Source organism: Pseudonocardia sp. ICBG162, assembly GCF_020496225.1.
Taxonomy (GTDB): Bacteria; Actinomycetota; Actinomycetes; order Mycobacteriales; family Pseudonocardiaceae; genus Pseudonocardia; species Pseudonocardia alni.
The window spans coordinates 1,135,049-1,147,438 of sequence record NZ_JAHLJD010000013.1 but is presented as its reverse complement, the minus strand read 5'-3'; the positions used below and the strand labels follow the sequence as shown (position 1 = coordinate 1,147,438).

The following is a 12,390-nucleotide window of genomic DNA, read 5'->3' as shown; positions in this document are numbered from 1 at the left end:
CGTGCCCCGCGAGGGGTGGCCGGGACGTGGCGCAGCTTGGTAGCGCACTTGACTGGGGGTCAAGGGGTCGCAGGTTCAAATCCTGTCGTCCCGACGGTCGGAATGAGGCGGTATCACCTTCGGGTGGTGCCGCCTTCTCTGTATCTGACCTGCTGAATCGTCGGGTCCGATGATCCTCGGATGATCGTTCTATCTGATCATGGTTGAGTCCATTGTGGTCTCATCGTGGAGCAAACGTGGAGCACGCTGCTCCCCGGTGCGAAATGGGGTCAGGGTTCTGCTCCACGATTGTTGTGCCGTTCGGGTGAATCTGGTGCGGTGTGCTGCGGTTGGGTGCAGACCGGTGCCGGACCGTGAGCGCGCGCTCGTGGTGGTCGATCGGGTGTGGGCGTCGGGTAAAGGGGTCGGACCCGGGAACCGGTGGTGGCTTCGCCGCCCGGCAGGGTGTGAACCGCCCCGGGTTCAGTGGAGGCTGGGTTCTGCCCGTTCAGCATGCTGCTGCGGGGCGTGATTGCGGTAGTAGGTGGCTTCGGCTTCGGTCGGTGTGATCATCCCGAGTTGGCCGTGCAGGCGCCGATGGTTGAACCAGTCGATGTACTCAAGGGTGGCGATCTCGAGGTCGTCCACGCCGCGCCACGGGCCCCGCGGACGGATCAACTCGGTCTTGAACAGGCCGTTGAAACTCTCCGCCAGAGCATTGTCGTAGGAGTCCCCGCGACTACCGACCGACCCGACCGCGCCTGCCTCGGCGAGGCGTTCGGTGTAGCGGATCGCCAGATATTGCACCCCGCGATCGGAGTGGTGCACCAGCCCCGAGATGTCGGCCTGTTGCAGCTCACGACGCCACAACGCCATCTCCAGAGCGTCGAGGGCCAGGTCGGTGCGCAGATGCCGGGCCAGTTGCCAGCCGACCACCATCCGGGAATACACATCGACGACGAACGCGGCATAGACCCAGCCCGAGAACGTGCGCAGGTAGGTCAGATCCGCCACCCACAACCGGTTGGGCCCTGGCGCCCGGAACCGGCGTTCAACCAGATCCGCCGGCCGCTGCGCGCCGTGCTCGACAACCGTGGTGCGCACCGTGCGGCCCCGGACCGCACCGCGAATCCCGAGCTCACGCATCAGGCGCTCGACGGTGCAGCGCGCCACCCGGGTGCCTTCCCGGTTGAGCGCGGCCCAGATCTTGTCCGCCCCATAGACCCGGTAGTTCTCGGCGAACACCCGCCCGATCTCAACCTTGAGGACCTCATCGCGGCGCGCCCGCAACGAGAGCGGACGGGTCTTGGCCGCGTAGTAGCTGCGGGGCGATCGGCACGCCGGCCGCGGCCAGCACTGTGCAGATCGGCTCGACCCCGAACCGGTCGCGATGGGTGTCGATGTAGTCGATCACTTGCTGCCGCTGGGGCGGTCGAGCTCCGCCGCGAAGAAAGCCGACGCCGTGCGGAGAATCGCGTTCGCCCGCCGCAGCTCAGCGTTCTCCTTCTCCAGAGCCCGGATCCGGTCCCGCTCCGAGGTCGACGTCCCCGCCCGCACGCCCTGATCGATCTGGACTTGTTTGACCCAGCCCCGCAACGTGTCCCGATTGATCCCCAGCTGCTCCCCGACCCGGGTGCACGCCGCGGTCACGTTCACCTGCTCCTCGCCCTCGACCAGGTCCAGGACCAACCGGACCGACCGCTCCCGAATCTCATCGGGGTACTTCTTCGGCGCTGGCATGACTCCAACCCTTCCGTGGGTTCAGAGCCTCCATCAAGACCGGGGCGGTTCACCCTCCCGGACGGCCGGGCCTGACCTTCCACGGACTCCGCCACAGCCACAAAACCTGGATGATCGCCGACCAAGTCCCCGACATCGCCCAAGCCCGACGCCTCGGACACATACTCGGCGACAAGATCGCCCAGACCTACTCCCACATCGCCGCAGAAGTCGACGCACGCCTCCTCCAAGGACTCCAAGACCGATGGGAGAAGGCGGTTGCTGAATGCGGAGAAGTCCCGGACTGGCGTACGGCGCCCCACCGGATGAGTGCTGATTAACCGACCTGGTGTGCAATCCGGACGCGATTCGACGGACGACTTCGCATCACCGTCGTGGCGACGCCGCTTGACTCGATGCTTCGTTAGCGAACTGGCTGAATCTAGGGATGGCGGAGTTTCGTTTAGTACGATTTATCTCATCGTCCGGTGCGACGGAAAGCCACAAGGGCAAGCGGTGCGAGTAGCATGATGGCTCCAGTTGAACAAATTGGAGCATGGGTCTGTCGATGAGCGAGCGACGACGGTGACCCGAACATGTACGGTGGAATGACGTTGTCGTCCGCGGGGCGGGTAGCGGCGCTGGCGTGGGCGGAGCGGGAGGGGACCGGCGAGGCTGGCATGTGACCCCGCTCGGTCGGGTGAAGCACCGGCTCGAATCGAGCTTGTGTTCGATCGCCACTTTGGGGGCGGCCCAGTCGCCGACGGGGGGAAGCACCGGCGGCCTAGCCTCCTTCTACGCGTCGGGGCTGCGCAGGGGGACTGGTCCAATCATCGTCGTCGTGCTGGCGGCCGCGACAACAGTGCCGAAGGTGTCGGCACTGAGCTCCTCCGTCGATGCCTCCAACAGGTGCGGCTGTGCGAAGACCACCATGGAGTCGAGGGCATCCTCAACGGTGAGGTCTCGGCGCTCCGCCCACGCCCGCCCGACTTCGCGGTGCTGCGGGTTCGGGAGGTTCTTCGCCTCGGGCGGGCTGAAGTCGTCCACCATGAGCACCTGAACGATGCGCATGCCCTCGTGGAACGTCTGCATGAACGAGTAGTCGTGCGGGATGGGGCAGATGACCAGGCCCTTCCCTTCGTCGAGACGCACCGCATCCGACTTCTCACCCTGCGCAGGCACGATGGCAATGCGCAGGCCCTCCGCGGTTTCGAGACGACGCGGCTGGATCTTGATGGTGGTGCCGACCCAGTGCTCGCGCTCGGGCGACCCGAGGAAGAGATCGGCCTTCCAGAGGCCCTGGATGCTCCGGGGGAGGGCGGGGTGCGTGCTCTTGCGTCGGAACGCTGCTGCCAGGTTGTTCATATGCCGGGCGAGCTTGATCGGCTGTCCGCGCTTGCCGGACAGGACTCGGCTCTCGGCGGTGATGAGATCGCGCTTCGTGTCGATGATCTGCTTGGCGCCGTCTTTCTCGATAGCGAAGAGGATCGATGCCGGGGCGCCCTGTCGAATGCGGCACAGCGCGAGGGCGTCGGTGACGCGCTCCGTGACTACCGGCTCATGCGTGGCGACCGCCTCGTGGATGGCGTACTCGAACGCCACTCCGAGATCGCCATCGTTGGCCTTCCGGACGCGACCGAGGTGCTTCAGCTTGATGCCCTTGGGGCCGCCATGCGGTTCGAGCTGTTCCGCGGACACCGAGTGGAGGAGTCCGGCAACGATCGGGCGTGTGACGGCGATGAGGGCCGATACGTCGTCCGCGACCGGATTGGCCTGCCGTTCCTGGCGTAGTTGCATGTGTCCCCTGGACGTCGTCGCGACCTTATCGAGTGGTCTGGTGCGGTATGACCGTTGACCGCCCGGTGGCCGGTGAGGGTAGTCGGGTGGCCAGGTGTAGCAACCGCTCGCCCATTTGGATGCACCCGCTGGGAGAACGCCGCGCCTACCGGTGTACGGCTTGAACTCTCGGCAGGCCGGTCTGATGAGCGAGAGCAGCAGCATGCACGCCGATCCCAGGACGTGACCCGGGTTCCTGCACTTCTGCAGGTGGCGCGATCTCGTGGAGGGGGACGTGGACGATCAGTTTGCGCTGTCCCGGATTCCGAACCGTCCGACCATGCGTGCGTCGGCGCTGTTGTCAGCTCCAGCAGGGCATTCGGACCCTGTGAGGTGGTAGGTGACGACGTCGTCGTGATCGCCATGATTGCCTCGTTCTGCTGTGGATCCGCCGCTTGGTTACGTACAATTACAGAGGTGTCGAGTAGTGACCACGAGGCGGCGGCCGACCAGAGCGGTCGCACCGGGCCAGCCGGCGGGCATGACGCCGTCCGCCATGTGTGCCCGTTGAACGAGGTCCTGGACCGGGTCAGCGGGAAGTGGGCGATCGGCGTCCTCACGCTCATCGGCGCGGAGGAGGTCGCGCGCTTCACCGAGCTCGAGCGCGGCATCCCGGGCATCAGCAGACGGATGCTGACCTTGACGTTGCGGAACCTCGAGCGGGACGGGTTGCTGACCCGCACGGTGTACGCGACGGTGCCGCCCAGGACGGAGTATCGGTTGACCGAGGCGGCTCGGGAGCTCGCGCAGACCCTGTCGCTGCTCACCGACTGGGCCAAGCGGCACCAGACGCACATCCAGGTGTCCCGCCTCGACTACGACGGGGCCCACTGACCTCTCACGGGTGAGTCGCCTCGAACCGCCTCAGCATGCGGTCGGCGTCGGCCCGTCGGCCGGTGAGGACCTCGAACCCGTCCGCCGCCTGCAGCACGACCATCGGCCCACCCCCCAGCACGCGGCAGCCTGCCCGCTCGGCCCCGATCAGCAGGGCGGTGCGGCGTGGCCGGTAGACGATGTCACTGACCCACAGACCTGGGTGGAGCGCAGACGTGGGCACCGGATGTCCCTCGTGGCCGGTCATGCCGACCGGCGAGGCGTTCACGATCCCGGTGACGTCGGTGAGCAGAGCGGGCAGGTCGTCGGGCCGACCCGTGCGTACGGTCCGGTCCCGGTGTCGTCGTCGGAGCGTCGCTGCGAGCGCCGACGCCCGGTCGTGGTCGATGTCGACCACCCAGAGGTGTGCGACGCCGATCGAGAGCAGCGCGTGGGCGACCGCCGAGCCCGCCCCACCGGCACCGACCAGCACGACGGAACGCAGGTCGTCGTCGGTCAGTCCCCCTGGCAGACAGGTACGGAGGCTCCGCGCGTACCCGGACCAGTCCGTGTTGTGACCGATCGCGTGTCCCTGGTCGAAGACGACGGTGTTGACCGCGCCGATGGCGGCCGCGTCGGGGGTGATCGCGTCGAGGAGGGGGATGATCGTCTGCTTGGCCGGGTGGGTGACGGTCACCCCCTGCCAGCCCGCGGCCCGGACCTCCCGCAGGACACCGCCCAGGACCTCGACACCGTGACCGAGTTCGTCGAGATCGAGGAGGGCGAACGCCGCCCGGATGCCGTGGGCGGCGGCCTCGGTCTCGTGCAGCAGGGGTGAGGCGGACGTCGTGATGCCGGACCCGATCAGTCCGGCCCGGTAGGTGGTCGATGGGCTCCCCAGGAGCTCGGGGTCGAGCACGGTCGTGGTCATCGCGACGGGCCGGCCACGGCGGAGCGGATGCGGTCGCCCTCGCCGAGCGCGGCGACGATGCGGCCGAGACTGCCCAGCTTGTCCTCGCCGTCGGTCAGGTTGGAGGTCAGCATGAGCTCGTCTGCCCCGGTGGTCTCGGCCAGTGCGTGCAGGCGTCGTCGCACCGTCGCCGGCGAACCGACGGCCTGCTCGTCGAGCAGCCGGGCGGCGTCGTCGAGCTGCTCGGAGGTCCAGGGCAGGGCGGCCGCCACGTCGGGAGCGGGGAACGGGCTCCGAGGGTCGAGCCCCGCGACACCGAGCGCGGGTGCGAGCGCAGGGGCGACGAGCCACCGGGCGTGGGCGTCGTCCTCGCGGCAGACGGTGTGGACGGTGAGCATGGCGTGCGGGACGGAGCGGGTGGGCCCCGGACGGAAGTTGCTCCGGTAGGTCTCCAGCGCCCGGACGGCGTCGGTGGGGCCGAAGAAGTGGTGTGCGAAGGCGTACGGGAGACCCCGCTCGGCGGCGACGAGTGCGCTGGCGACGCTCGAGCCCACGAGCCAGACCTCGGCGGGGGCGCTCGCGTGCGGCAGGGCCGATCCGAGCGGGTCGGTCAGATGGCCGCCGAGCTGGTCGAGCTGCGCGTCGAGGGAGACCGTGGTGCCGCCGCCCCGCCCGACACCGAGATCGATCCTGCCGGGGTACAGGGCTGCGAGGACCCCGAACGCCTCGGCGACGGCCCGTGGCTGCCGCCCGGAGAGCAGGACGGCTCCGGAACCGATGCGCAGGGTGCGGGTCCGTGCGGCGATGGCGGCGATGAGTACCTCGGGGGTGGAGCTCGCGATGCCGGGCATGCCGTGGTGCTCGGCGACCCAGAACCGGGTGAAGCCGAGCCGGTCGGCGCGGCGGGCGAGGTCGACGGTGGTGGCGAGTGCCCGTTCCGGGGACTGCCCCTCACCGACCGGGGCGAGGTCGAGCAGGGACAGAGGAATCATCGGGGGCCTCCGGAGCGGACGCCCGCCGGGCCGGGGAGGGCGCCGACGGCGACCGTGAGTTCGGAGACCTGGACGGCCTGGGCGCGGACCTCGGCGTCGGTGACACCGCGACGGCGGTCGTGCAGGCGCTGGGCCTGTTCGACGGCCTGGTCGGCCCGTCGTATCGCGGCGGCGGTGGCGGCGGTCGTGCCGTAGGTCGTGCGGGCGGCGAGGGCGATGTCGAGCAGGACGAGGTCGAGGGTGGGGGCCAGCAGCCCGTTGTAGGGGCGGGGCTCGAACCGCTTGTCCACGTGTCCCAGGGCACCGGTCCAGGGGATGTCCGCGTCGCTGACCTCGATGCGGGCGCCATCGTGACCCGGGACGCTGATCCCCGGGTGGGAGGTGTAGGCGAGAGCGCTGATCGGTGTCGCCACGTCGGAGCGGGCGCCCTGCAGAATGGTGATCGTCGAGACGTCGGCGCCCACGGCGGGTGCGATGCGGCCGTCGAAGAGCATGGCCTCGCCGTCGTCGACGACGGTGAGCTCCGCGGCGCAGGGGTCGGACGCGCCGCAGTAGAACCACCTGCTCCGGGTGGAGACCTCACCGATGTGGTCGATCTTCTCGTCGGTGCCGATGAACTCGGCGATCCAGTACCAGACGTAGTGGCGTCCGAGCAGCTCGGCGATGGTGGGGTCGACGCGGGCGATCTCACGGACGACCCGGTGCGCGACGCGCCACGGTTGCTCCGCGCCGCCGTGGCGGGCGGGACCGAGCAGGGTGGTCAGGCCGTTGTCGGCGAGTGCGGCCACGGCGTGCCGGCGACGAGCGGCTCCGTCGGTGTCGGGCAGGTCCTCGGCGAAGGAGCGAGCGACCTTCTCCCACCAGGCGGCATCATCGGCTGTGTCGGGCACGGGTGCACTCCTCAGGGGTGGGACGGCGTCGTCACCGGCCGGTGGCGACGGGGATCGGGGACCGCATCGAGCAACGCCCTGGTGTAGGCGTCCTGCGGGTCGGACAGGACCGTGGCGGCAGGCCCGTGCTCGACGAGACGGCCGGTGCGCATGACGGCGACGTCGTGGGCGATCTCGCGCGCGACGGCGAGATCGTGGGTGATGAACAGGTAGCCGATGCCCCGGTCACGCTGCAGCCCGGAGAGCAGATCGAGGATGCGTGCCTGGACGGACACGTCGAGTGCCGAGACCGGTTCGTCGAGGACGACGAGCTCGGGGTCGAGGGCGAGGGCCCGCGCGACGGCCACCCGCTGGCGCTGACCGCCGGAGAGCTCCGCAGCCCGCCGGTGGAGGGCGTCGGCGGGGAGGTGCACGACGTCGGCGAGCTCGGCCGCACGTCGTCGACGATCGGCGGAGCTGCCGATGCGGTGCGCGTGCAACGGGTCCGCGATGATCGCCTCGACGGTCAGGCGCGGGTTCAGCGCCGTGAACGGGTTCTGCTGCACGAGCTGGACCCGGCGGCGCAGCGCGCGCAGCTCGGGCCCACGGGTGGTGGTGACGTCGAGACCGTCGAGGGTGATCCGGCCGGTGTCGGCGTCGACCAGCCGCAGCACCAGCCGTCCGACGGTCGTCTTCCCGGAACCGGACTCGCCGACCAGCGCAAGGGTGCGCCCGCGGGAGACGGTGAGGTCCAGCGCCTCGACCGCGGGTCGCTCGGCCGCCCGGCCGGTGCGGGACGGGTAGGTCTTGCCGACCCCGTCGAGCACCAGGAGCGGCGGCTCGTCGGCGTCGCGACCGACACGCTCGCTCACGCCGTCGCGCCGCGGTGCGGCGGCGGCCAGCTCGCGGGTGTAGGGGTGGCGCGGAGCGTCGAACACCTGGGCGGGATGGCCGGACTCGACGAGCTCTCCGGCCCGCATCACCAGCACCCGGTCCGCGCGCTCGGCGGCGACCGCGAGGTCGTGGGTGACGAGCAGCAGGCTGGTGCCGCTCTGCGCAGTCAGGGCCGCGAGATGGTCGAGGATCTGCTTCTGGACCGTCACGTCCAGCGCGCTGGTGGGCTCGTCGGCCACGATCAGCGCCGGGCCCCCGGCCAGCGCGGCCGCGATGAGGACCCGCTGGCGCATCCCCCCGGACAGCTCGTGCGGGTACCGGTGCGCGACCCGGTCCGGATCGAGTCCGGCACGGGCGAGCGCCTCCCGGGCGAGGGCCGCGGCTGCGCGCCCCGTGGCGAGACCGTGGATCTCCAGGACCTCGGCGACCTGCCGTCCGACCCGCATGACGGGATCGAGCGACGCGCCGGGGTCCTGGGGGACGAGGGCCACGGTGCGGCCCCGCAGCCGGCGCAGCTCACGGTCGTCCGACGCGGCGAGGTCGGTGCCGCGAACCACGACCCGTCCGGCGGTGACCGCCGCCCCGGGGGCAGCAGTCCGAGCGCGGCGTGGGCCAGGGTGGACTTGCCCGAGCCGGACTCGCCCACGAGCGCGACCGTCTCACCCGGGTCGACGTGGAAGGACACGCCGCGCACGGCCTCGACGGACCCGTAGCGGACCGCGAGACCCTCGACCGTCAGCACCGGGTTCATCGCGGTCTCCGTCCGACGAGCAGCGACAGCCGGTTCGCGGCCAGCACGGTGGCCACGATCGCCAGGCCGGGAAAGGTGGTGAGCCACCACGCCGTGCGGAGGGAGTCGCGACCGGCGGCGACCATGGCCCCCCACTCCGGGGCGGGGGGCTGGGCGCCGTAACCGAGGAAGCCGAGCGCGGACACGGACAGGATGGCGGCGGCGAGCTCGAGGGCGGCGAGGGCGAGCAGTGGGGTGACGGCGTTGGGGAGGACGTGGCGCAGGGTGAGCCGCAGCGGCCGGTTCCCGCTGACCTGCGCGGCCTCGATGTAGGGGGAGGTCCGTACCTTGAGGACCTCCGACCGCAGGACCCGGGCGATGCCCGCGATGCTGCCGAGCGAGACGGCGAACGCGACCGCGGCGGTACCCACGCCGAGCACGGTGATCAGCGCGAGCGACAGCAGGATCCCCGGCACGGCGAACAGGACGTCCACCACCCGCATGACGACGATGTCGACGGCCCCGCCCGCCAGCCCGGCCAGCAGCCCCAGCGCGGAGCCGAACAGCACGCCCATCGCCACCGCGAGCACCGCCGTGCGCATCGTGAGCCCGGTGCCGTGCACCACGCGGGTGTAGAGGTCCCGCCCCACCGCGTCGGTGCCCAGCCAGTGCTCGGCCGAGGGAGGTTCCAGCTTCAGCGCCGGCACTCCGGCGAGTGGGTCCCCCGCAGCGAGCAGGTGCGGGACGAACACCGCGACCGCGACCGCGAGCAGCCATCCGCAGGCGAGGACCAGGCCCATCGGCGGCCGGCGACGACGGCGTCCCCCGGCCGGTCGCTGCGGTGCCGTGACGGGGGGATCCTCGAGGGCGAGCGTCATGCCGCACCTCCCGGCACCGAACGGGCCGGCCGTCGGCCGGCGACCCGGATCCGGGGGTCGAGGACCGGGTAGAGCAGGTCGACCACCAACCCGGTCAGCACGAACACGATCGCGGCGAGGACGACGACGCCCTGCACCACCGCCACGTCCTGCTGCTCGACGGCCTGTGCCACGACCCGGCCCAGACCGGGCCGGGAGAACACGGTCTCCACGACCACCGCCCCCGACAGCAGCCCGCCGACGATCAGCCCGGTCATGGTCACGGTCGGCAGAGCGGCGTTGCGCAGGGCGTGCCGCAGCAGGACCCGGCCGGTTCCGGCGCCGCGGGCGCGGATGGTGTGGATGTAGGGCTCGGCCAGCGTGGCGTCGAGGCTGCGGGTCAGCAGCTGGGCGATCGTGGCGCCGGTCGGGACGGCCAGCGCCACCGCCGGCAGCACCAGCGAGGCGGGGCCCTGCGCACCGAACGCGGGGAACAGCGGTATGCCGAAGGCGAACCACTGGATGAGCAGCAGCCCGAACCAGAAGGCCGGAACCGCGACCCCGAGAGGCGGGAGCACGCCGAGCAGCTGGGCGAGCCACCGCCGACCCGTCCCGACGGTCACCAGCGCCAGCACGGTCCCGCCGACGACGGCGACCGTCAGCCCGGCGGCCGTCAGCTGCAGTGTCGAGAGCAGGGCCTCGCCGACCACGTCGAGCACCGGACGGTTGCTGACGACCGAGTGCCCCCAGTCCCCGACGGCCGCGGCGCCCAGGCGGGTCGCGTACTGGACGACGAGTGGACGGTCGAACCCGTACTCGTGGCGCAGACCGTCGAGCTGGGCTGGGGTGAGGAACCCGACGCCCGTGCCCGCCATCAGGGTCACCGGGTCCCCGGGCAGCACGTAGAGCACCGCGAAGGTGATGGTGTAGGCGGCCCAGACCACCAGCAGGGCCTGCCCGAGGCGGCCCAGGACGTAGCGAGTCAAACGGAGCGCTCCCAGTTCGTGACCGTCAGGGGATCACCGGCTCCCGTGCGGGCGGGAGCCGGTGATCGCTCAGGTGGGGTCCTTCCAGGCGCCGACCAGCAGGTCGGGCCGCGAGTCCGCGCCGAGCACCACGCCGTGCACACCCCTGGTGGTGGCGACGATCCCGGTGTTCTCGTAGACCGGGACCTGGTAGTACTGCTCGGCGATCCGCTTCTGCACGTCCGCGAGCACCCCGAAGCGGACGGCCTGGTCGACGGAGGCGAGCTGGCGGGTCAGCAGGCCGTCGAGGGTCGGGTCCTTCACCTTGTAGAAGTTGGTGCCGCTCGCGGAGTACACGGTGCGCAGGATGTCCGGGTCCGACGCGCCGCCGGCGATCCACGCCGCGTCGAACGCGCCGCTCTGCCAGGCGGCCAGGAAGTCCGGCGCCGCCCCACCCGAGAGCACGAGCTCGACGCCCGCGGCGCGGAGCTGCTGCTGCAGCACCTCGACCGCGCTCTGGGTCTGGCCCGACGTGTTCATGTAGATCAGCTTCAGGGACAGCCGGTTCCCGTCCTTCGCCCGGATGCCGTCCGGGCCGGCAACCCACCCGGCGGAGTCCAGGTCGCGCCCGGCCGCGGCCGCGTCGAACCCGAACCACGAGCTCTGGTCGGACCACCCGGGGGTCGCCGCGGACAGGATGCTGGTGCCCACCGCGAACTCGTCGGTCACCGCGGTGTCGCGGATCTGCCCGGCGTCCACGGCGTGGGCGATGCCCCGCCGCACGGCGAGGTCACCCGTCGCGGGCCGGGACACGTTGAAGTAGAGGCCGTTGACGTAGCCCGGCGTGGAGCGGCTCACCACGGTGCCCGCCCCTTCCAGCTCGCCCACCGCCGTCGGGTCGACACCGTTGATCACATCGACCGAGCCGGAGGTCAGGCTGCCCGACCGGACCGTCGACTCGGGCACGACCGTGAAGTCGATCGCGTCCAGGTGCGCTGCCCCGGTGGTGGCGAACCCGGCGGGTGCCCACGCGTAGTCGGGCCGCCGCACCAGGGTGGTGGAGACGTCCTTGGTGTAGTTCTGCAGGACGAACGGACCCGAGCCGACCACGCCCTTGCCGGTCGCGCGCTCGTCGTAGGGGATCCTCGTCGTCGCCTGCGACACGATGCCGAGCATCACGCCCGCCGTGTTGGCGGGGAACGCGGCGTTCGGTGTGGAGAACCGGACCGTCACGGTGTCGGCGTCGACCGCGTCGGTGGTCCGGTAGCCGCTGAAGAAGCTTGCCGTGCCGGGACTCTTCGCCTTGTTCGCGACCAGGTCGTCGAAGGTCGCCTTGACGTCGTTCGCGGTGACCTTGCTCCCGTCGGAGAACGTGGCGTCGTCACGCAGCTCGAAGGTGAACGCCGTCGCGTCGGCGTTGCTCGACCAGCTCTTCGCCAGCCACGGTTCGAGCTTCTTGCTGTTCGGGTCGAGGTACAACAACGAGTCGAACAACTGTCGGGTGACCGTCCACGAGTCGTTGCCGGCATTGTTGCCGGACGGGTTGAACGACAGCGGATCGGTGCTCAGGGCGTAGGTGAGCCTGCCGCCACTGACCGGTTCGCCGGTCGGGGGCGTCCCGCTCGCCGCCGGGCCGGTCGAGCAGGCGCTGAGCAGAACGGCGATGGCTGCCAGGGCGGCGCCCGCGCCGAGTGTGGCGCGTCGAATGGACACGGTCGGTGGTCTCCTCGTGCGGGAAAGGGTGCCGGCGGCCCAGTCGAGAACTCGGCTCGGCGGGACGAGGGGCTGGATTTGCGCCGACGCTACGTGAGCGGACGGCGACGAAA

At 70.8% G+C, this 12,390-nt stretch carries 9 protein-coding genes, 1 tRNA gene, 2 pseudogenes and 1 other annotated feature; of the genes and pseudogenes, 2 read left to right on the top strand and 10 right to left on the bottom strand.

Features of this window, described 5'->3' with window-relative positions; genetic code table 11:
• Window positions 1-20: 20 nt before the first annotated feature.
• A tRNA-Pro gene (locus tag KPL60_RS08380) sits at window positions 21-94 on the top strand.
• Between the two features lie 368 nt (window positions 95-462).
• Here KPL60_RS08380 and KPL60_RS08375 read toward each other — a convergent pair.
• Window positions 463-1,719 (bottom strand): annotated as a pseudogene (locus tag KPL60_RS08375) (IS3 family transposase).
• Window positions 1,304-1,435 (bottom strand) — a sequence feature (AL1L pseudoknot). (Overlaps the previous pseudogene by 132 nt.)
• 774 nt (window positions 1,720-2,493) lie before the next feature.
• On the bottom strand, window positions 2,494-3,495 hold the full coding sequence (locus KPL60_RS08370; RefSeq protein ID WP_226365461.1) for a hypothetical protein: 1,002 nt from the start codon (window positions 3,493-3,495) through the stop codon (window positions 2,494-2,496).
• A 537-nt stretch (window positions 3,496-4,032) separates the two neighbouring features.
• Between KPL60_RS08370 and KPL60_RS08365 the strand changes: the two genes are divergently transcribed.
• The gene (locus KPL60_RS08365) at window positions 4,033-4,368 is read left to right on the top strand and encodes a helix-turn-helix domain-containing protein (RefSeq protein WP_226356728.1); all 336 of its coding nucleotides are present in this window, start codon (window positions 4,033-4,035) and stop codon (window positions 4,366-4,368) included.
• A gap of 4 nt (window positions 4,369-4,372) precedes the next feature.
• Here the strand turns inward: KPL60_RS08365 and KPL60_RS08360 are convergent, their stop codons facing one another.
• The 8 genes and pseudogenes from KPL60_RS08360 to KPL60_RS08330 form a co-directional block, all read right to left on the bottom strand.
• On the bottom strand, window positions 4,373-5,278 hold the full coding sequence (locus tag KPL60_RS08360) for a shikimate dehydrogenase (RefSeq protein ID WP_226356542.1): 906 nt from the start codon (window positions 5,276-5,278) through the stop codon (window positions 4,373-4,375).
• Entirely contained in the window at window positions 5,275-6,249 is a 975-nt protein-coding gene (locus KPL60_RS08355; protein WP_226365460.1) for an MsnO8 family LLM class oxidoreductase, read from the bottom strand. Before KPL60_RS08355 ends, KPL60_RS08360 begins: the two co-directional genes overlap by 4 nt.
• On the bottom strand, window positions 6,246-7,139 hold the full coding sequence (locus KPL60_RS08350) for a hypothetical protein (protein ID WP_226356544.1): 894 nt from the start codon (window positions 7,137-7,139) through the stop codon (window positions 6,246-6,248). The genes KPL60_RS08355 and KPL60_RS08350 overlap by 4 nt, the downstream gene beginning before the upstream one ends.
• A gap of 11 nt (window positions 7,140-7,150) precedes the next feature.
• The gene (locus KPL60_RS08345) at window positions 7,151-8,569 is read right to left on the bottom strand and encodes an ABC transporter ATP-binding protein (protein ID WP_308016700.1); all 1,419 of its coding nucleotides are present in this window, start codon (window positions 8,567-8,569) and stop codon (window positions 7,151-7,153) included.
• 77 nt (window positions 8,570-8,646) lie between these two features.
• Window positions 8,647-8,763 (bottom strand): annotated as a pseudogene (locus KPL60_RS34585) (ABC transporter ATP-binding protein); the annotation flags it as partial.
• Window positions 8,760-9,620, bottom strand: coding sequence for an ABC transporter permease (locus tag KPL60_RS08340; protein WP_075306002.1), 861 nt, complete (start codon window positions 9,618-9,620; stop codon window positions 8,760-8,762). The gene KPL60_RS08340 and the pseudogene KPL60_RS34585, both read right to left, overlap by 4 nt.
• On the bottom strand, window positions 9,617-10,585 hold the full coding sequence (locus KPL60_RS08335; protein ID WP_226356547.1) for an ABC transporter permease: 969 nt from the start codon (window positions 10,583-10,585) through the stop codon (window positions 9,617-9,619). The genes KPL60_RS08340 and KPL60_RS08335 overlap by 4 nt, the downstream gene beginning before the upstream one ends.
• Before the next feature lie 69 nt (window positions 10,586-10,654).
• A complete protein-coding gene (locus tag KPL60_RS08330) occupies window positions 10,655-12,277 on the bottom strand; it encodes an ABC transporter substrate-binding protein (RefSeq protein ID WP_226365459.1) in 1,623 nt (540 codons plus the stop codon).
• Between the last annotated feature and the right edge of the window lie 113 nt (window positions 12,278-12,390).

Coding starts and splice junctions, on each gene's coding strand:
- KPL60_RS08370 (WP_226365461.1), bottom strand. CDS start 3,495: ATGCAACTACGCCAGGAACGGCAGGCCAATCCGGTCGCGGACGACGTA.
- KPL60_RS08360 (WP_226356542.1), bottom strand. CDS start 5,278: ATGACCACGACCGTGCTCGACCCCGAGCTCCTGGGGAGCCCATCGACC.
- KPL60_RS08355 (WP_226365460.1), bottom strand. CDS start 6,249: ATGATTCCTCTGTCCCTGCTCGACCTCGCCCCGGTCGGTGAGGGGCAG.
- KPL60_RS08340 (WP_075306002.1), bottom strand. CDS start 9,620: ATGACGCTCGCCCTCGAGGATCCCCCCGTCACGGCACCGCAGCGACCG.